The sequence below is a fragment of the Thermodesulfobacteriota bacterium genome (assembly GCA_040754335.1).
Classification (GTDB): domain Bacteria; phylum Desulfobacterota_D; class UBA1144; order Nemesobacterales; family UBA2774; genus 2-12-FULL-53-21.
Genome location: JBFMCV010000002.1, coordinates 25,683 through 41,839 on the forward strand (window position 1 = coordinate 25,683; position 16,157 = coordinate 41,839).

19 protein-coding genes are annotated in these 16,157 nt (G+C 56.5%); 13 read left to right on the plus strand and 6 right to left on the minus strand.

Going from position 1 to position 16,157, the window contains the following annotated elements:
* Window positions 1–81: 81 nt before the first annotated feature.
* Window positions 82–1,371: an NADH-quinone oxidoreductase subunit NuoF gene (gene nuoF, locus AB1598_03520; protein ID MEW6144070.1), complete on the plus strand. Its 1,290-nt coding sequence runs from the start codon at window positions 82–84 to the stop codon at window positions 1,369–1,371.
* Between the two features lie 414 nt (window positions 1,372–1,785).
* On the opposite strand, the gene AB1598_03525 is transcribed toward nuoF, so the two are convergent.
* Both AB1598_03525 and tatA read right to left on the minus strand, forming a co-directional pair.
* On the minus strand, window positions 1,786–2,256 hold the full coding sequence (locus tag AB1598_03525; GenBank protein MEW6144071.1) for a methyltransferase: 471 nt from the start codon (window positions 2,254–2,256) through the stop codon (window positions 1,786–1,788).
* A gap of 188 nt (window positions 2,257–2,444) precedes the next feature.
* Window positions 2,445–2,687 (minus strand): twin-arginine translocase TatA/TatE family subunit, encoded by a 243-nt coding sequence (gene tatA, locus AB1598_03530; GenBank protein MEW6144072.1) that lies wholly within the window; start codon window positions 2,685–2,687, stop codon window positions 2,445–2,447.
* A 254-nt stretch (window positions 2,688–2,941) separates the two neighbouring features.
* Here tatA and AB1598_03535 point away from each other — a divergent pair, with 254 nt between their 5' ends.
* Both AB1598_03535 and AB1598_03540 read left to right on the plus strand, forming a co-directional pair.
* The gene (locus tag AB1598_03535) at window positions 2,942–3,259 is read left to right on the plus strand and encodes a hypothetical protein (protein ID MEW6144073.1); all 318 of its coding nucleotides are present in this window, start codon (window positions 2,942–2,944) and stop codon (window positions 3,257–3,259) included.
* Between the two features lie 55 nt (window positions 3,260–3,314).
* The gene (locus AB1598_03540) at window positions 3,315–3,803 is read left to right on the plus strand and encodes an MgtC/SapB family protein (GenBank protein MEW6144074.1); all 489 of its coding nucleotides are present in this window, start codon (window positions 3,315–3,317) and stop codon (window positions 3,801–3,803) included.
* Between the two features lie 20 nt (window positions 3,804–3,823).
* On the opposite strand, the gene AB1598_03545 is transcribed toward AB1598_03540, so the two are convergent.
* Window positions 3,824–5,152 (minus strand): NAD(P)/FAD-dependent oxidoreductase, encoded by a 1,329-nt coding sequence (locus tag AB1598_03545; protein ID MEW6144075.1) that lies wholly within the window; start codon window positions 5,150–5,152, stop codon window positions 3,824–3,826.
* Between the two features lie 215 nt (window positions 5,153–5,367).
* Here AB1598_03545 and AB1598_03550 point away from each other — a divergent pair, with 215 nt between their 5' ends.
* Genes AB1598_03550 through AB1598_03560 form a run of 3 tightly spaced genes read left to right on the plus strand, consistent with a single transcriptional unit; the run spans window position 5,368 to window position 8,049 of the window.
* Window positions 5,368–7,194, plus strand: a complete 1,827-nt coding sequence (locus AB1598_03550) for a sodium:proton antiporter (GenBank protein ID MEW6144076.1) — start codon at window positions 5,368–5,370, stop codon at window positions 7,192–7,194.
* Window positions 7,195–7,238: 44 nt separating this feature from the next.
* Window positions 7,239–7,400 (plus strand): hypothetical protein, encoded by a 162-nt coding sequence (locus tag AB1598_03555; protein MEW6144077.1) that lies wholly within the window; start codon window positions 7,239–7,241, stop codon window positions 7,398–7,400.
* A 7-nt stretch (window positions 7,401–7,407) separates the two neighbouring features.
* On the plus strand, window positions 7,408–8,049 hold the full coding sequence (locus AB1598_03560) for a class I SAM-dependent methyltransferase (protein ID MEW6144078.1): 642 nt from the start codon (window positions 7,408–7,410) through the stop codon (window positions 8,047–8,049).
* Window positions 8,050–8,072: 23 nt separating this feature from the next.
* Here AB1598_03560 and AB1598_03565 read toward each other — a convergent pair whose 3' ends face one another.
* Window positions 8,073–8,339: a hypothetical protein gene (locus AB1598_03565; protein ID MEW6144079.1), complete on the minus strand. Its 267-nt coding sequence runs from the start codon at window positions 8,337–8,339 to the stop codon at window positions 8,073–8,075.
* An 85-nt stretch (window positions 8,340–8,424) separates the two neighbouring features.
* Window positions 8,425–8,883, minus strand: a complete 459-nt coding sequence (locus AB1598_03570; GenBank protein MEW6144080.1) for a CBS domain-containing protein — start codon at window positions 8,881–8,883, stop codon at window positions 8,425–8,427.
* Window positions 8,884–9,466: 583 nt separating this feature from the next.
* Between AB1598_03570 and AB1598_03575 the strand changes: the two genes are divergently transcribed.
* The 3 genes from AB1598_03575 (at window position 9,467) to AB1598_03585 (ending at window position 11,318) form a co-directional block, all read left to right on the plus strand.
* Window positions 9,467–10,312, plus strand: coding sequence for a sulfurtransferase (locus AB1598_03575; protein MEW6144081.1), 846 nt, complete (start codon window positions 9,467–9,469; stop codon window positions 10,310–10,312).
* Between the two features lie 102 nt (window positions 10,313–10,414).
* Window positions 10,415–10,840 (plus strand): SufE family protein, encoded by a 426-nt coding sequence (locus tag AB1598_03580; protein ID MEW6144082.1) that lies wholly within the window; start codon window positions 10,415–10,417, stop codon window positions 10,838–10,840.
* A 58-nt stretch (window positions 10,841–10,898) separates the two neighbouring features.
* A complete protein-coding gene (locus tag AB1598_03585; GenBank protein MEW6144083.1) occupies window positions 10,899–11,318 on the plus strand; it encodes an iron-sulfur cluster assembly scaffold protein in 420 nt (139 codons plus the stop codon).
* A gap of 47 nt (window positions 11,319–11,365) precedes the next feature.
* Here AB1598_03585 and AB1598_03590 read toward each other — a convergent pair whose 3' ends face one another.
* Window positions 11,366–11,836, minus strand: coding sequence for a cyclic nucleotide-binding domain-containing protein (locus AB1598_03590; GenBank protein ID MEW6144084.1), 471 nt, complete (start codon window positions 11,834–11,836; stop codon window positions 11,366–11,368).
* A 464-nt stretch (window positions 11,837–12,300) separates the two neighbouring features.
* Here AB1598_03590 and AB1598_03595 point away from each other — a divergent pair, with 464 nt between their 5' ends.
* From AB1598_03595 to AB1598_03610, 4 genes are all read left to right on the plus strand, one after another.
* Window positions 12,301–12,645 carry a DUF2007 domain-containing protein gene (locus AB1598_03595; GenBank protein MEW6144085.1) on the plus strand — a complete coding sequence of 115 codons (345 nt, stop codon included), beginning with the start codon at window positions 12,301–12,303 and terminating at the stop codon, window positions 12,643–12,645.
* Between the two features lie 451 nt (window positions 12,646–13,096).
* Window positions 13,097–14,230 carry a Re/Si-specific NAD(P)(+) transhydrogenase subunit alpha gene (locus AB1598_03600; GenBank protein ID MEW6144086.1) on the plus strand — a complete coding sequence of 378 codons (1,134 nt, stop codon included), beginning with the start codon at window positions 13,097–13,099 and terminating at the stop codon, window positions 14,228–14,230.
* A gap of 19 nt (window positions 14,231–14,249) precedes the next feature.
* The gene (locus AB1598_03605) at window positions 14,250–14,552 is read left to right on the plus strand and encodes an NAD(P) transhydrogenase subunit alpha (GenBank protein MEW6144087.1); all 303 of its coding nucleotides are present in this window, start codon (window positions 14,250–14,252) and stop codon (window positions 14,550–14,552) included.
* On the plus strand, window positions 14,549–15,940 hold the full coding sequence (locus tag AB1598_03610; protein MEW6144088.1) for an NAD(P)(+) transhydrogenase (Re/Si-specific) subunit beta: 1,392 nt from the start codon (window positions 14,549–14,551) through the stop codon (window positions 15,938–15,940). The genes AB1598_03605 and AB1598_03610 overlap by 4 nt, the downstream gene beginning before the upstream one ends.
* Window positions 15,941–16,157: the final 217 nt, after the last annotated feature.

Here is a 16,157-nt window from a genome sequence, read left to right on the forward strand (position 1 = left end):
TTCGGCGGCGTCCGGTCAAATTTGGCAAGGTCAAAAATTCCCATGTAAATTACTCCGCATCAGAATTCAACAGGTGAAGCCATGCCCGAACTGAGAATTATTCGCACGTACGCAGGCGTGCCCGATTCGCACACGATCGATTCATACATATCCCGAGGCGGCTATACCGCTCTCCCCAAGGCATTAGGGATGAAGCCCGATGAAATAATAGAGGAGGTAAAGAAGGCAGGGCTCAGGGGTAGGGGAGGCGCGGGTTTCCCGACCGGGGTGAAGTGGAGCTTCATACAGAGGGACTCTAAGAAGCCCATATACCTCTGCTGCAACGCCGACGAGAGCGAGCCCGGGAGCTTCAAGGACAGGGAGATACTGGAGCAGGACCCTCACCAGATGCTCGAAGGCATAATCATCGCATGCTACGCGATCAATTCGCACAAGTCGTACATATACATAAGGGGCGAGATGCCCTACGGCGCGAAGATAATCGAGGGTGCGATCAGGGAAGCTTACGAGAGAGGCTATCTCGGCAGGAACATACTCAACTCGGGCTTCGACCTCGACGTCGTGCTCTTCAGGGGCGCAGGCGCGTATATTTGCGGCGAGGAGACGGGCCTCCTCGAATCGATAGAGGGGAAGAACGGCGAGCCCAGGCCGAAGCCGCCTTTCCCGGCGCAGGTAGGGCTGTTCGGATGTCCGACGATCATAAACAACGTGGAGACGCTCGCGTGCGTGCCGCATATAATTAATAAAGGCGCCGACTGGTTCGCCGGCATAGGCATACCCAAGAACACGGGCACAAAGATCTACGGCCTCTGCGGGAACGTAAACAAGCCCGGCCTCTACGAGCTGCCCCTCGGCATTACGCTCCGGGACCTCATAAACGAGTACGGGGAAGGCGTGCCGGGCGGGAGGAGCGTCAAGGCGGTCTCTCCCGGCGGCTCTTCTGCCGGCGTCCTCTCCGCGGACGAGCTCGACATAACGATGGACTTCGATTCCCTCGCCGCCGCGGGCTCCATGCTCGGCACCGCGGGCGTGACGGTCATGGACGATTCGACCTGCATGGTCAGGGTCGCACAGAACCTCGCCCACTTCTACAGGGACGAGTCCTGCGGGCAGTGCGTCCAGTGCAGGGAAGGGACGTGGTGGCTCGAGAAGATGCTCACGACGATAGAAGAGGGGAGGGGGAGGATGGAGCACATAGACACACTCCTCGACGCGTGTTTCCAGATGAGGGGGACGACCATCTGCGCGCTCGCCGACGGGTGCGCGATGCCCATAGATTCGATAGTCAGGAAATTCCGCCACGAGTTCGAAGACCACGTGCGCCTGGGCAGGTGCCCTTTCGAGAGGAAGACTCTCGGGGAGTGGGTGTAGCACACATAGTGTGTTCTATTATTCTTCCACATCGCCTCTGCCTGATTCAGCATCTGAGGCATGTTTTTATCCGCGGCGACTAACCTGCGCAGTAGCTGCGCTCGTATACGGTTTCATCTGGCTTCTTTTCTTAATACAGCATCTCAAATAACCCGTTCGTCCTGAGCTTGTCGAAGGACAAAAGGACTCATGGCAAAAGTTTCCCACCCCGCCGCCAAAGGGGGGTATATAGGGTTGGCGGTGGCGGCGGACTCTCTTTTTTTAATCCCCTCCTTTGGAAAAGGAGGGATAGGGAGGATTTGCCTTTTCTTATTTTAAATCCCCCTGAATCCCTCCTTCGACAAGCTCAGGACAGGCTCTTTTTCTAAGGGGGAAAATGCCTTAAATTCTCTCTGGGGGGTGCTCATCCGCCGCTCAATACACGTACGGCACCAGGCGGGAGGTCTTTCCCTTGTAGAGCGAATAGTCGCTGAAGTAGGACGAGTAGAGCCTGTCCTCGAACCTTATGTCCATGATAAAGACGGCCAGGAGAATGAGCCAGAGGACGAACCCCTCGATCTCGAGCCTGTCGACAGCGAGGGCGAGCGTTATGATGAGTATGGCCGTGTACACCGGGTATCTCACGAAATTGTAAGGCCCTTTGGCCACGAACCTCGTCCGCGGATGGAGGTCGAGGGAAATGCGGAATTTTCTTACCCTGTTGGTCCAGACTACCCAGAGGACTATCCATATCCCCGCGATCTGGACGAATATCAGGAGCGGGTGCTTCGCGACGGCGGGCCCGGTAACGAGGATCAGAGCCGCGACGATGAGCTCGAGGGCATAGTATATGAGGAGGTCCCGCTTGCCGGGCCTCGCTTTCTCATCCGTGTATTCCGTGTTCATATCTCACGCAGAGCCTCACGGATTGTTCGCTGATCGCGTATGCAGTTATCCCTTCCCGTTTTCCGGGTATGTCCGGACAAGACCATATTTCCCCCCACCGGAATGAAACACCGGCAGGGTAATTATACAACTATTCCGTACCCGGAGTCATCAGGGGAATTTGCTTCTTTATTCGGATGCAGAGGGGGTTACTGAGCGTTCTTTTTGCTCTCGGAAGCCGCGCCGGTTGTTTCCAGCTTGGGGTCGTTTATCTGCTTCGTTTCATCCTTGGAAGGGGTGACGTCTATCTCGTCATCCTTCATCGATTTCCTGAAACCCTTGATCCCCTTCCCGAGGGAAGCCCCCAGGTCGCCTAACCTGCTGGGACCGAAGATTAATAGCAGAATCACAAGGATTATTAAAAGTTCGGGTAGCCCGAAATGTCCAAACATGCCGTTACCTCTCAGTAGATAAGGTACAGATATTCAGGGGTAATGTCAATTGGGGGCGCTCCGGCGCTCTTTTGTTCAATCCTGCCCGTTCGTCCTTCGACAAGCTCCCCTCTACGTTTAAGCTTCGCCGGGGAGGCAGGACGAGCGGGCGCGAGGGCGGACGGATTCGTAAGTCACACCAAGCGTGTGTCGTTAATTTTCCTTGACTCTCATTTCTGTAAGTTCCATACTTTAAAAACAGGAAGGAGAAAGCCATGAAAGATAACGGACGGGTCAAGGAAGGAATAGATACCTTGAAGGACGAGGTGGAAAGGCTGAGACACGAATTCTCAAATATTTCGGACAACATACTCGATTTCAGCCGCAAGGCCTACAAGTCGGGAAACAGGAGGCTCGGCAGGGAGGCCGCAAGGCTCCACGAGGAGCTGGGCGCCGGGGTCGAGAAGGCGCGCAGGACGGGCCGGAGCGGCGTGGAGGCGCTTGAGGGCAGGATCGTGCGGAAGCCCTTTCTCAGCATTCTGATCGCTTTCCTGGCGGGCGTGCTCGCGGGCAAGCTCATGGACCGCGAATAAGACCGAATAAGACCAGGGATTCCTGTAAACCGCTTAAGCACGGAGGGCGCGCAGAATGGATTATATAGTGCAGATGGTCAATTCCCTCCCGCTAGAGCTTAAGATTCTATCCTACGTCGTAATATCTATGCTCCTTGGCGCGGCGGTCGGCCTCGACAGGGAGCTCGCCGACAAGCCCGCGGGGCTAAGGACCCACATGCTGGTCGCGGGCTCGTCCGCGCTCCTGGTATCGCTCGGCAAGCTGATAGTCCCCGACTTCGGACTTTCGGACGTAGCCCTCGGCTCGGATCCATTAAGGATTATAGGCGCGATAATCACCGGGGTGAGCTTCCTCGGCGCGGGCACGATCATAAGGAGCGGGGGAGAGGAGAGGGTGAAGGGACTTACGACCGCGGCCGCGCTTCTGTTCGTCTCATCAGTCGGCATATGCGTCGCTTTATCTAAGCCGCTTCTCGCGATAGGGGTGACAGTCATCACCCTTGCGACACTGAGGGGCGTCGTGTACCTCGAGAGGAAGTTCGGATTCGGCAAGAGGGAGTTATAGTTCCTGCCCCGTGAAGCACTTCATTCGCCCGGTTTCCCGTTCTTGCTGTTGACGAGGGACGAAGGGTACTCTCCCGTAATCAGCCTCACTCCCCTTTTCCTCGTGAAGTAGTTCCACGCCCACTGGAATAGCACGAGCACCTTGTTGTCGAATTCGATGAGATAACTTAAATGGACTAACGCCCATATGAGCCATGCGGGGAATCCCGAGAGCCTCATCCACGGGAGGTCGGCCACCGCGGCGTTCCGTCCAATAACGGCCAGGATTCCCTTGTTCTCGTATTTAAACGGTTTCGTTTCCTTTCCCGCGAGCCTGTTTTTTATGATCCCCGCGACGTACCTCCCCTCCTGCATGGCGACGGGCGCTACTCCCGGAAGAGGCGTTCCGCCCTGGTGCGAGAAGTTCGCGAGGTCGCCGATGACGAATATGTCGGGATGTCCCGGTATCGTGAGGTCGGGCCCTACTATGACCCTGCCGGTGCCGTCCAGCGCGGCTCCCGCTCTTTTTTCGAGCACCCTGCCGAGGGGCGACGCCTTCACGCCTGCGGTCCAGAGTATCGTCCTCGATTCTATCTCATCGCAGACGCCCTTGCAGCTGAGGGCGGCCTTGTTCCCCTCTATGCCCGTAACGAGCGTATCGAGCCTCACCGTGACGCCGAGCCTCCTGAGAGATTCGGCGGCCTTCTCCGAAAGCTCGGGCGGATAGGAGGGGAGCACATGGTCCCTGCCTTCGACGAGTATAATCTCGGCCTTCGCCGTGTCGATGTTCCTGAAATCGTGCCTCAGCGTGGTGCGCGCGAGCTCGCCTATGGTGCCCGCGAGCTCGACCCCGGTCGGGCCCGCCCCGACTATGAGAAAAGTCATCCACGCTTTCTGTATCTCCGGGTCGGGCTCGCGCTCCGCCGCCTCGAAAGACAGCAGTATCTTTCGTCTCATCTCGAGCGCGTCCTCGACGGTCTTGAGCCCGGGAGCCGTCTTCGCCCACTCCTCGTGCCCGAAGTAGTGGTGGCTCGACCCGGTCGCGACTACGAGTGTGTCGTAGGTGACTATGCCGTCTTTCAGCACTACGGCTTTCTCGCCGGGCACAATGTCCGTCACCTCGGCCTGATAGACGTGCGTATTCCTGTACCTGCTCAGCACCATCCGCAGAGGGGAGGCTATCTCGCCGGGAGAGAGCCAGCCCGCCGCGACCTGGTAGAGGAGCGGCTGGAAGAGATGGAAGTTCCTCCTGTCTATGAGCGTAACGCGTATTCCGGAGCGGGAGAGCGCCTTCGCAGCGTAAAGCCCCCCGAACCCTCCTCCGAGTATGACGACGTGGTGCTTCTGCGAGTCATCGGCAGCTGTAGTCATATCCGTTTAGTATCCCTGACGGGAGGTGAATTCTGAAATCCATTTGCCGCCTGTCCCGGCGCCTCCCGGCCGGGAATGCGTACAAATAAATAATTAAAATTACATACTATAGTCTTGGCGGACCTGCCGATATAATTACGGCATGATCCGGAGTTATGCGCACACGCCTGTAAGGCGGGCCGGATATACGGGACAATCCCGGGGGATATTCTTCTATGGGCGAACACTTTCTCATCGGATTCGCGGCGATAATCGTGCTCGGCATCGGCGCTTACTGGGTCTCATGGCGGCTGAGGATACCTGCCATACTTCTGCTCCTGGCCTCCGGTTTCGTGGCGGGCCCTGTAACGGGGCTCATAAACCCGGACGAGATATTCGGGGACATCCTGCTGCCCGTGGTTTCGGTCTGTGTTGCCGTGATACTTTTCGAGGGCGGGATGAACCTCAAGTTCTCGGAGCTGAGGGAGATAAGGAGGGTGGTCGTGAGCCTCGTGACCGTGGGCGTATTGGTCACGTGGGCCGTTACCGCAGTAGCCGCATATTTCCTATTCGGCTTCAGCCACCAGATAGCGTCGCTCCTGGGCGCGATCCTAGTCGTAACGGGCCCGACCGTCATCATGCCGCTTCTCCGTAATTTAAGAGCAACGGGCAAGATGGGCTCGATCATGAAATGGGAAGGTATAGTGATCGACCCTATAGGGGCGATGCTCGCCGTGCTCGTCTTCCAGTCGGTCGTCGCGGGCGGGGTGATCGAGGCGACCGAGAAAGTGGGGTTGAGCGTGCTCAAGACCGTGATCGTCGGCGGCGCGGTGGGCGTCGCCGGGGCGCGGGCGTTGATAATCATACTTAAGAAATACTGGGTCCCCGATTACCTCCAGAACTCGGTCACGCTCATGATCCTCATCGCCGCTTTCACGTTTTCCGACTACATACAGAAGGAATCGGGGTTCGTTACGGTGACGATAATGGGCATCGTGCTCGCCAACCAGAGGGAGGTGAGCGTAAAGCACATAATGGAATTCAAGGAGACGCTCCGCGTGCTCTTCATATCGAGCCTGTTCATCATTCTGTCGTCGAGGCTCACTTTCAGCGACCTCGATTTCCTGATGAGCTACAAGAGCGCTCTCTTCCTCCTCGTGCTGTTCGTCGCAGCGAGGCCGCTCAGCGTTTTCCTCTCGACGCGGGGCAGCGGTCTGCAGTTAAAGGAGAAGATATTCCTTTCCTGGATGGCCCCGCGCGGCATAGTCGCCGCCTCGGTAGCCTCGGTCTTCGGACTTAAGCTCGTGCAGGACGGTTTCACGGAGGCCGAGCACCTCGTGAGCATAACGTTCCTCGTTATCACTGCGACCGTGCTCGTCTACGGGCTCACCGCGCCGTCTCTCGCGAGGAAGCTCGGCATAGCGAAGCCCGACCCGCAGGGAGTGCTCTTCGTAGGAGCGCACGACTGGGCGAGGGCGATAGCGAAGTTCCTCCATGACGACGGCTTCATGGTGTCGCTCGTCGACTCGAGCTGGGAGAACGTGTCGGCCGCGCGCAAGGACGGGCTCGAGGCGCATTATAAAAACATCATCCTCGACGACGTGGCCGGGCAGGTAGACTGCGGCGGGATAGGGAAGCTCCTCGCTATCACGTCGAACGACGAGGTGAACTCGCTCGCGGCGTTAAGCTTCGTCGAGTCGTTCGGGCGGTCCCAGGTGTACCAGCTCCCGAGGCAGTCGGGCAGGCACAGCGCGCACGAGGAGAAATCCGTGTCGGAGCTGACCGGAAGGTTTTTATTCTCGCCCGAGGCCACATACGAGTACATTACTTTTCAGTTCGGGACAGGGGCGGTCATAAGGAAGACACAGATGACCGCCGAATTCGACTACGAGGCGTTCATGAGCCAACACGGGGGTAAAGCGGTGCCTCTCTTCCTCATCAAGGAGAACGGGGACCTGCTGGCTTTTGCTAACGACAACCCGCCCGTACCCCAGCCGGGCCACCACGTCGTGGCGCTCGTCGCCGAGGTTGCGGACGGAACGAGCGGCGGCGCGCAGGGGTAAGGCGGCATTCCGGGCGCGGATAAGGTGTCAGAACGGGTCAGCATATGAGTGAAGTCGATGAGGTCAGGGACTGCATCTCGGAATTCTACAATATAATAATAGAAGGATATTTCCTCGGGATTACGGGTAAAGAGGTCTTTGAAACCCGCGATAAGAATTTTGCGGCCACGTACGCTGTCGTTGGGAAAAGGAATCGAAAAAGGTGAGCAAGGAATGAATGCCGGAACGAAAGATCATTGGGACCGGGTTTACGCCGCGAATGAGATAAACAGGCTCGGCTGGTATGAAGCGGCTCCTGAACCCTCAATAAGTTTGATATCGAAATGCCGGATCGGAAAAGACGATCCCATTCTGGACGTCGGTGCGGGAGCATCTACTTTGATCGATTATCTCCTCGATCAGGGATACAGTAACATTACCGTTTTAGATATAAGCGAAACGGCGCTGGAAAAGCTCAAGGAACGGCTGGGGGAGGAGAAAAGCCGCCGGGTAAGATGGATAGTGGACGATATTACGGAGCCCGCTCAAATGGCGGAGTTACGGGACGTGGCTCTCTGGCACGACAGGGCGCTTCTGCATTTCCTGCTCGGGGAAAAAGAACGGGAGATGTATTTGACCGTCCTTAACAGGTCGGTAAGGATCGGGGGATATGTAATCATCGCGGCCTTTTCGCTGACGGGGGCCAGGAAGTGCAGCGGTCTCGACGTCATGAATTACGATCAAAGAATATTGTCGGATTTTCTTGGGAAGGATTACTGCCTGATCGAATACTTCGACTACCTGTATTACACACCTTCGGGTCAGGAAAGACCCTACATTTACACTTTATTCCGGAGGAAACAGTCTAAGGACTGAAATTTATCGGGATGGGAAGTTATTCACCCGGTGATGGCCGCGAGTATGAAGCTCAGAACGAAGAGGCACGCTATTATCCCCATCATGACGCGGGGAGGCTTTCCGCTGTAGCCCCTGTGGGCGTTGGGGACGCTCGACTGTGCGAAGCTCTCCCTTCTTTGCATGAGGCCCTTTCCGGCGCGGGAATGCGATTTCGGCTTGGCCGCTTGCTCGGCCTCTTTGGCCTGAACCCTTTCCTCGACGGCCTCGGCCGCCTCTCTTATTTCTTCAATGCGCTCTTCTTCGGACATCTCGTTTTTCTCTTACGTATGATACTCGCCCGCCCCGACCTGCATAATGTCTGTCGGCCCGGCCGGCGCGTGAAATTATATCGGGTTATCTGGAGACTTCCAAGTACGGGCCGAACGCGTATTCCTGCGCTACCTTGAGCTGGTACTTGAGCTCCTTCACGAGTATCCGCTGCAGGTCGCTCCACGCGAGCATGCCGTAATACTGGCCGTCCTCGTCGAGTATGAAGAGGTGCGATATGCCGTGCTCGTTCATGAGGTCGAGGCATTCATAGAAAGTGGATTCGAGGGTGACCGTGTGAAGGACCTCGCTCATGATCTCCGCTATCTTCACCTCTGACGGCTTCTTGCCGAGGGCCACAAGCTTGGTTGCGAAATCCGAATGACCCACGACTCCGACTATATGCCCGCCCTGCATAACGCCTGTGGTCCTTACCTTGAAATTCCGGAGTTTCAGAGCGGCGACGTCGGCCGTGTCTTCAGCATCCACAAAATACACCCTGTCTCTCGCGCCGATAAGATCGCGGACTTTCATTTCTTCCAGCATGGATGCTCACCTCCTGTTGAATTTTAAGGGCTAATTAATAATACCCCCCCTATTTAGATAATAGCATAATTTACGAGTGTAAAGAACCCCCTTTTGTTATCGACTCCGCACGCTCCCAGGTGGTATGCCCGGTCACCCCCCCTGTAAAGCCCGGGCAGGTTCTCGTTCCCGTTACCGGCATGCGAATAAAAATCGGGCCCGCGGCATCGAAATATGAACGTCTTTGCCTGAAGCGTTCCCTCGCCGCGCCTTTCCCGCGCCTGCGTATATCGTGTATAAATACTGTTCAGGTGATACAAAAATAACACGGTTATCAGCCATTTCACCGATTGTCCGAAAACGTAACATCCTATGGTCATTGGATAAAGTTGCTAATGGCATGGCGTTTGCCATAACAATGCCGTGTATAAGCCGGTGCGGATTTACCCAAAGCATAAATCTAATAAATCCGGCATGTTAAAAACCGGCGATCGACTTGAAATAATACCGGTGAACCAATAAAATAAAGAAAGGGCGGGGGTGAATGAATCTATATTCATCCTGTAGGAATTAATAATAAATAAAAATTATAAGGAGAATAGAGATGGCAGAGTACGCGCATCCGGAAGTTGTGGTAAGCACCGAATGGGTCTCCCAGCATTCGAAAGACCCTGACATAAAGATAGTCGAGTCCGACGAGGACGTGCTTTTATACGAGGTCGGACACATCGAAGGGGCCGTGAAGATAGACTGGCAGACGGACCTCCAGGACCAGCTCATAAGGGATTACATAGACAAGGCGAAATTCGAGAAGCTGCTGTCGGAAAAAGGCATCTCGAACGACACCACGGTCGTGTTCTACGGCGACAAGAACAACTGGTGGGCATGCTACGCCTACTGGGTGTTCAAGCTCTTCGGCCACGATAAGGCGCTCGTCATGAACGGCGGCAGGCAGAAATGGATCGAGGAGGGGAGGCCTCTTACGAAGGAAGTCCCGGATTATCCGAAGACGAATTACAAGGTATCGGGCATAAACGAGTCCATCAGGGCGTTCAGGGACGACGTCACGAAGCACATCGGAACGAAGAAGCCCCTCATAGACGTGCGCTCGCCCAAGGAGTTCACGGGGGAGCTGCTCCACATGGAAGCGTACCCGCAGGAAGGGGCGCTCAGGGGCGGGCACATACCCGGCGCGAAGAACGTGCCCTGGGCTACTGCGGTGAAGGAAGACGGCACGTTCAAGTCGGCGGACGAGCTTAAGGCGATATACGAGGAGGGCAAGGGGCTCAAGAAGAACGACGACGTGATCGCATACTGCAGGATAGGAGAGAGGTCGTCCCACACGTGGTTCGTCCTCACGTACCTGCTCGGCTTCGACAGGGTGAGGAACTACGACGGCTCGTGGACCGAGTGGGGGAACCTGGTCAAGGCCCCGATAGAGAAACCCTGAGCTTCGGGGTATTATTATATATATGGAAACAGACCGGGGTGTGCCGGGAACAGCCGTCGCACCCTTTTTTATTGCCGGTGCGGTAATTATCAGAGAAAGGCCATGACCAGGATAGATGAGATCATAGGGCAGTTTCAGGACGCCGACTATCAGGAGACGCTCTCCATGCTCCTCGATTACTCCGAGGCGCTGCCTCCGCTACCGGAGGAGTACAGGGACGCGAGGGACGCGGGGTATAACCGCGTGCCCGAATGCGAAACGCCGGTGTACATTTTCGTCGATATGAAGGACGGGAAGGTGCATATCCACGCCGACGTGCCCGAGGAATCCCCGACCGTGAGGGGTTTCGTCTCGCTCCTCGTCGACGCGTTCAACGGGGCGACTCCCGGCGAGATCGAAACGGCCCCCGAGAACCTCATACACAGCCTGAGCCTCGACCGGAAGCTCGGAACGAGGCGGATGTTCGGACTCTCCGCGGTGTATAACCGCATCAGGAGCGAGGTCAGGAACGCGGACGGCGCGCTCTGAGGCTCATGCCTGAGAGCAGCCTGTCGGCCGGAGCCCGAACCCCGATAGAGAAAACACGATGAAACACGACGAATTGATGGAGCTTATCGTCGATCACTATAAAAACCCGTCCAACAGGGGCGTGATCGAAAACGCGAGCGCCGTGCAGAAGGGAGGGAACCCGGGGTGCGGGGACATCGTAACCGTATATGTCGACGCGGACGAGGAGGGCGTCGTGAGACGCCTCAGCTTCGAAGGGGAGGGGTGCATGGTGAGCCAGGCGGGGACGTCGCTCATACTCGAGAAGGCCGAGGGCTTGACGCTATCCGAGATAGAGGAAATGCCGCCCGAGACCGTGTCCGGGATGCTCGGCAAGAGGCTTGTCATGACTAGGCCCAACTGCGCGCACCTCGGGTTCAATACGCTCAAGCTCGCGGTCAGGAAGCTGATCGCCGAGGATGTGAACGGCCTCAAGCACAGTGAGGCAAACCCGGAATAAAGCCCTTTCCGCACCTCCGCCCGTCTTCACTCTCTCTGATTGCTTCTTTACGACTTCGGCTTGACGACGTACATATTGGGGTTCTGGAGCCTCACGGCCTGGAGCCTCTGCTGTATGAGGGAAGCGAACCTCTTCATGAGCTCGTAGCCCAGGTCATGGTCCTCTTCGCATTTAGTCCGAATGAACGTGCCGTCGAGCACGACGGTCTTAGTGGGCGCGACGACTTTCGCGTCGAAATGGCAGAGATGCGGCGGGAAAAGCCATGCCCATCCCAACACATCACCCTCTCCTATCATCTGTATGGTTATCGGGTCCCTGTCCGGGGCGAGCCTCGTCTCGAGCGCCACTATCCCCTCCTGGATGATATAGAGCTTGTTGCCCTTGTCGCCCTCGTGGAATATGTAATCCCCTTCCTTGAAACTCGCATGGGTCGCCTTTTTCGCTATCATGTCCAGATACTTTTTATCGAGCCCCTTGAAGCAGTAGTGCCCGCTTAGTATGGATTCGAGTGTCTGCATGGCGGCATTCTCCCGGAGATATATGTATACCTGTATTATATCATTTTTACGGGCGGGGACGCAGGACCCGCGGCACACAATGTGTGCTCATATACGATTCTAGTGAACCTCCTCTGCTTCGTCTTGTAAATGTAACTCTAACCCGTTCGCCCTGAGGCGCAGAACCTGCGCACGTATATGATCCCTCTGTCGCTCCCCAGCTTTAGTCAAATAATGGAGCCAATCCTGAACTGCGCGCCTGTCCTGAGATCCGTTCATCCTGAGCTTGTCGAAGGACGAAGGATCGAAGGGTTGAACGGACGTGTGATCGGAAGCACAACCCATTCATACTTCGATAAACTCAGTACGAACGGGTTGGGGGTTGATGGATTGGTCTTAGATACAGCCCCACCCGAACCCTCCTCCTCATAAGGGCCGATTTATTATAGCATGCAATAATTCTGGTACATTATTGATTGCCGCCTATGAAAAGACTGTATACGCCCGGGGACGAATCGGAGCTGGTATTCCTCAAGAGCATGTTCGAGGCTTCGGGGATGCCCTATTACGTCCAGAACGAGAACTTCGGCTCTCTCTATACGGGATCCTATATGAGCCCGCTCAACGCGAAGACGATAATGGTGCCCGAGGACATATTCGACGACGCGAAGGACCTGATCAGGAGCGTTAACGAGAACGCGGTGTTCGAGGACGAGCGCCCCGGACGGGAAGAGGGCGGCGTGAATGTGCTCGATGCCGTGCTGAATCTCCTCTCCTTCGGCCTGCTGTTCCGCGGCCCGGGAAAGAAGACCGGAAGGAAGGACGACTGACGGCTCGCCCCCGCGCGTGCTGCGAGAGTAGCCATGGCGATCTCTTTTTTTGTCATCCTGAACCATGTCCTGAACTAGTTTCAGGATCTATTCAGGATCTCATCTTTTTCAAGAGATTGCCACGGTCGCACACGACGTAATTTGGCTTGTGAAACTCTTTTGCATAAATGAATGAGCATATTTGCAAGCATCCGACAGCGACCGGTTCTTACGCTTGCTCAGAACCGTTCCTCGCAATGACACTTAAACGGTCCGCTGGTTTTTCAATATTTAGGTCTCCTAAACTTGACTGATCTGAAAATATTTATAGAATCATAAAGCGCTTGATTTCGTGAAAATGAAGATCAGGTTGGCATTGCACGCCTGTTTTATGGTAAATTCGATATTGACTGAGGACTGGAGTTTGGGTAATTTCTAGTCCCCCCGGTTTGTCGGAGGGCGGAGATAATTTATGCGCGTAGGGATAATCAAAGAGTCACTCGACGGCGAGAGGCGCATCGCGGCCGTCCCTGAAACAGTGAGCAAGATGACGAAGGCCGGGACGGAGGTCGTGGTCGAATCCGGAGCGGGCGCGGCGTCATTCATAAGCGACGCAGAGTTCGAGCAGGCGGGCGCTGCGGTCTCGCAGTCTAAGGACGAGATACTCTCGAGCTCAGACGTAATATTAAAGGTAAACAAACCCACCCTGGCGGAAATAGAGAAGATGAAGGAGGGGGCGATAGTCGTGTCTTTCCTCCAGCCCTTCTCCAGCCCTGAAGAGATAAAGAAGCTCGCCGGGCGCAAGGTCTCCGCGCTCTCGATGGAGATGGTGCCGAGGATCACGCGGGCGCAGCGCATGGACGCGCTCTCCACGATGAGCACCGTAGCCGGCTACAAGGTAGTGCTGCTGGCGGCAAACGCGTGCGGGAGGTTCTTCCCGATGCTTTCCACCGCCGCGGGGACGATCCATCCCGGCAAGGTGATGATCATAGGCGCGGGCGTGGCGGGGCTCCAGGCTATTGCCACGGCCAAGCGTCTCGGGGCCGTGGTGACGGCGTTCGACGTGAGGCCGGCCGCGGGCGAGCAGGTAAAGAGCCTGGGGGCCGAGTTCGTGTCGCTCGACGTTCCGCACGAGCAGGCGGAGGACGTAGGCGGCTACGCGAAGGAGCTCTCCCCTGAATTCTACAAAAGCGAGCAGGAGCTGATACGCAAATACTCGAAAGACTCCGACGTCATCATAAGCACGGCGCTCATCCCCGGTAAGCGCGCCCCGATACTCATCACCGAGGAGATGGTGAGCGAGATGAAGCCCGGCTCGGTCATCGTGGACATGGCCGTAGAGCACGGCGGGAACTGCACGCTATCGGAGGCGGGGAAGGAAGTCGTTAAGCACGGGGTTACGATAATCGGGTTCCCTAACATACCGGCGATGATGCCGGTTCACGCGAGCCTCCTCTACGCGAGGAACATTCTCGCGTTCCTGAACCTGATATCTCCCGACGGGAAATCAGCCGTCCTCGACCTCGGGGACGATATAATAAAGGGCTCTCTCATCACACACGGTGGAGAGATAGTCCACCCGGCCATAAAAGAGGCCGTGAAATAAAGAAAGGAGGCGTCGTCTCATGGACGGAGCGTTATTAGTCGCCGGATTGTATATATTCATGCTTGCAGCATTCCTCGGGTTCCTCGTTATATCGCGCGTGCCTCCGCTCCTTCATACGCCGCTAATGTCCGCAACGAACGCGATATCGGCGATAATCGTGGTCGCGGCGATCCTCGTCGCGGGCGGAGGTCACGGGGGCCTCGTGACTGTGCTCGGCACGATAGCCGTCGCCTGCGCGATGTGTAACGTCGTGGGCGGTTTCCTTATCACGGAGCGCATGCTGAAAATGTTCAAGAAAGGGGACGGTAAGAGCGAAAAATGAGCCACGTTATCACGAACATCGTATATCTGATTTCGGCCCTCCTTTTCATCCTGGGGCTCAAGGGCCTGAACTCGCCCGAGACCGCGCGCCGCGGACAGAAGATGGCGGCGATCGGCATGGCGATGGCGATCATCGGCACCCTCTTTCAGCACGAGGTCATCACCTACGAGTGGATAATCGTCGGCATGATAATCGGGTCCTTGGCGGGCATAGCAATCGCCGCGTGGACGCCGATGACGAAGATGCCCGAGCGAACCGCGCTCTCGCACGCATTCGGCGCGCTGGCCGCGGCGCTCGTCGGTGTAGCGGAGTACTATCACGGCCAGGATCTCAACAGCGTTAGGATGACTGCGATAGGGTCCGAAGTCATGCTCGGGAGTCTCACCTTCACCGGCAGCATGATGGCCTTCGGCAAGCTCCAGGGCATTCTCCCCGGAGCGCCGTGGACCTACAAGGGGCAGAACGTATTCAACATATCCCTCCTCGGAGTGATCGTACTTTTCGTCATAATACTCGTGTTCGTACCCTCGGCGAGCTTCCTGTTCTATCTCGGGCTCGCGCTCGCCCTCACGTTCGGCGTAATGCTGATTCTTCCGATAGGCGCGGCCGACATGCCGACGGTTATTTCAATATTGAACTCCTATGCCGGTATTTCCGCGGCGCTCCTCGGGTTCGCGCTCAACAACAAGATACTCATCATCGCTGGCGCTCTCGACGGGGCTTCGGGCTTCATACTCTCGATCATCATGTGCAGGGCGATGAACCGCTCCTTTACGAACGTGCTCTTCGGCGCTTTCGGAAAGATAGAGGAGGGGGAAGAGGGGGCCGCCGTCGACGAGGACGTTAGCCCCAAACAGGCCCGCTCCGGCACTCCCAAGGAGGCGGCCGAGATATTCAAGACCGCGAAGTCGGTCATCGTCGTACCCGGGTACGGCATGGCGGCCGCCCAGGCGCAGCACAGCGTAAGGGAGCTTGCCGACATTCTCCAGGCGCAGGGGACGGAGGTGAAATACGCCATACACCCGGTCGCGGGAAGGATGCCCGGACACATGAACGTGCTGCTCGCCGAGGCGAACGTGCCCTACGACGTGCTCATAGACATGGACGACATCAACCCCGAGTTCCCCGACGCCGACGTCGCGTTAGTCATAGGTGCCAACGACGTAACCAACCCCGCAGCGCGCCACGACAAGTCGAGCCCGATCTACGGGATGCCTATTCTCGACGTCGACAAGGCGAAGCACATAATGGTAATCAAGCGGAGCATGAACCCGGGGTTCGCGGGCATCGAGAACGAGCTCTACTTCGACGAGAAGACCATGATGGTGTTCGGCGACGCCAAGACGGTCGTGGGGAATATCACGAAAGAGCTAAACGACCTTAAATAGCGGGGGCGGACAATTTCCGCTGATATACGGTTCCTTCCAACTTATCCGCTAAAACCAGCGACCGAAGCCCAACCCGTTCGCCATTAATAATCTGTCTTCGCGAGGCTCCGAAGCATTGTGCGAAGGAGCCGTGGCGATCTCGCTTTATTCTTGAGATTGCCGCGGTCGCATACTACGTAATTTGGCTTGTGTAACTCTTTTGCATAAATGAATGAGC

Bases quoted from the DNA above. Each gene is read 5' to 3' on its own strand.
- nuoF (MEW6144070.1), top strand. From the start codon at position 82: ATGCCCGAACTGAGAATTATTCGCACGTACGCAGGCGTGCCCGATTCG.
- AB1598_03525 (MEW6144071.1), bottom strand. From the start codon at position 2,256: ATGAACACGGAATACACGGATGAGAAAGCGAGGCCCGGCAAGCGGGAC.
- tatA (MEW6144072.1), bottom strand. From the start codon at position 2,687: ATGTTTGGACATTTCGGGCTACCCGAACTTTTAATAATCCTTGTGATT.
- AB1598_03535 (MEW6144073.1), top strand. From the start codon at position 2,942: ATGAAAGATAACGGACGGGTCAAGGAAGGAATAGATACCTTGAAGGAC.
- AB1598_03540 (MEW6144074.1), top strand. From the start codon at position 3,315: ATGGATTATATAGTGCAGATGGTCAATTCCCTCCCGCTAGAGCTTAAG.
- AB1598_03545 (MEW6144075.1), bottom strand. From the start codon at position 5,152: ATGACTACAGCTGCCGATGACTCGCAGAAGCACCACGTCGTCATACTC.
- AB1598_03550 (MEW6144076.1), top strand. From the start codon at position 5,368: ATGGGCGAACACTTTCTCATCGGATTCGCGGCGATAATCGTGCTCGGC.
- AB1598_03555 (MEW6144077.1), top strand. From the start codon at position 7,239: ATGAGTGAAGTCGATGAGGTCAGGGACTGCATCTCGGAATTCTACAAT.
- AB1598_03560 (MEW6144078.1), top strand. From the start codon at position 7,408: ATGAATGCCGGAACGAAAGATCATTGGGACCGGGTTTACGCCGCGAAT.
- AB1598_03565 (MEW6144079.1), bottom strand. From the start codon at position 8,339: ATGTCCGAAGAAGAGCGCATTGAAGAAATAAGAGAGGCGGCCGAGGCC.
- AB1598_03570 (MEW6144080.1), bottom strand. From the start codon at position 8,883: ATGCTGGAAGAAATGAAAGTCCGCGATCTTATCGGCGCGAGAGACAGG.
- AB1598_03575 (MEW6144081.1), top strand. From the start codon at position 9,467: ATGGCAGAGTACGCGCATCCGGAAGTTGTGGTAAGCACCGAATGGGTC.
- AB1598_03580 (MEW6144082.1), top strand. From the start codon at position 10,415: ATGACCAGGATAGATGAGATCATAGGGCAGTTTCAGGACGCCGACTAT.
- AB1598_03585 (MEW6144083.1), top strand. From the start codon at position 10,899: ATGAAACACGACGAATTGATGGAGCTTATCGTCGATCACTATAAAAAC.
- AB1598_03590 (MEW6144084.1), bottom strand. From the start codon at position 11,836: ATGCAGACACTCGAATCCATACTAAGCGGGCACTACTGCTTCAAGGGG.
- AB1598_03595 (MEW6144085.1), top strand. From the start codon at position 12,301: ATGAAAAGACTGTATACGCCCGGGGACGAATCGGAGCTGGTATTCCTC.
- AB1598_03600 (MEW6144086.1), top strand. From the start codon at position 13,097: ATGCGCGTAGGGATAATCAAAGAGTCACTCGACGGCGAGAGGCGCATC.
- AB1598_03605 (MEW6144087.1), top strand. From the start codon at position 14,250: ATGGACGGAGCGTTATTAGTCGCCGGATTGTATATATTCATGCTTGCA.
- AB1598_03610 (MEW6144088.1), top strand. From the start codon at position 14,549: ATGAGCCACGTTATCACGAACATCGTATATCTGATTTCGGCCCTCCTT.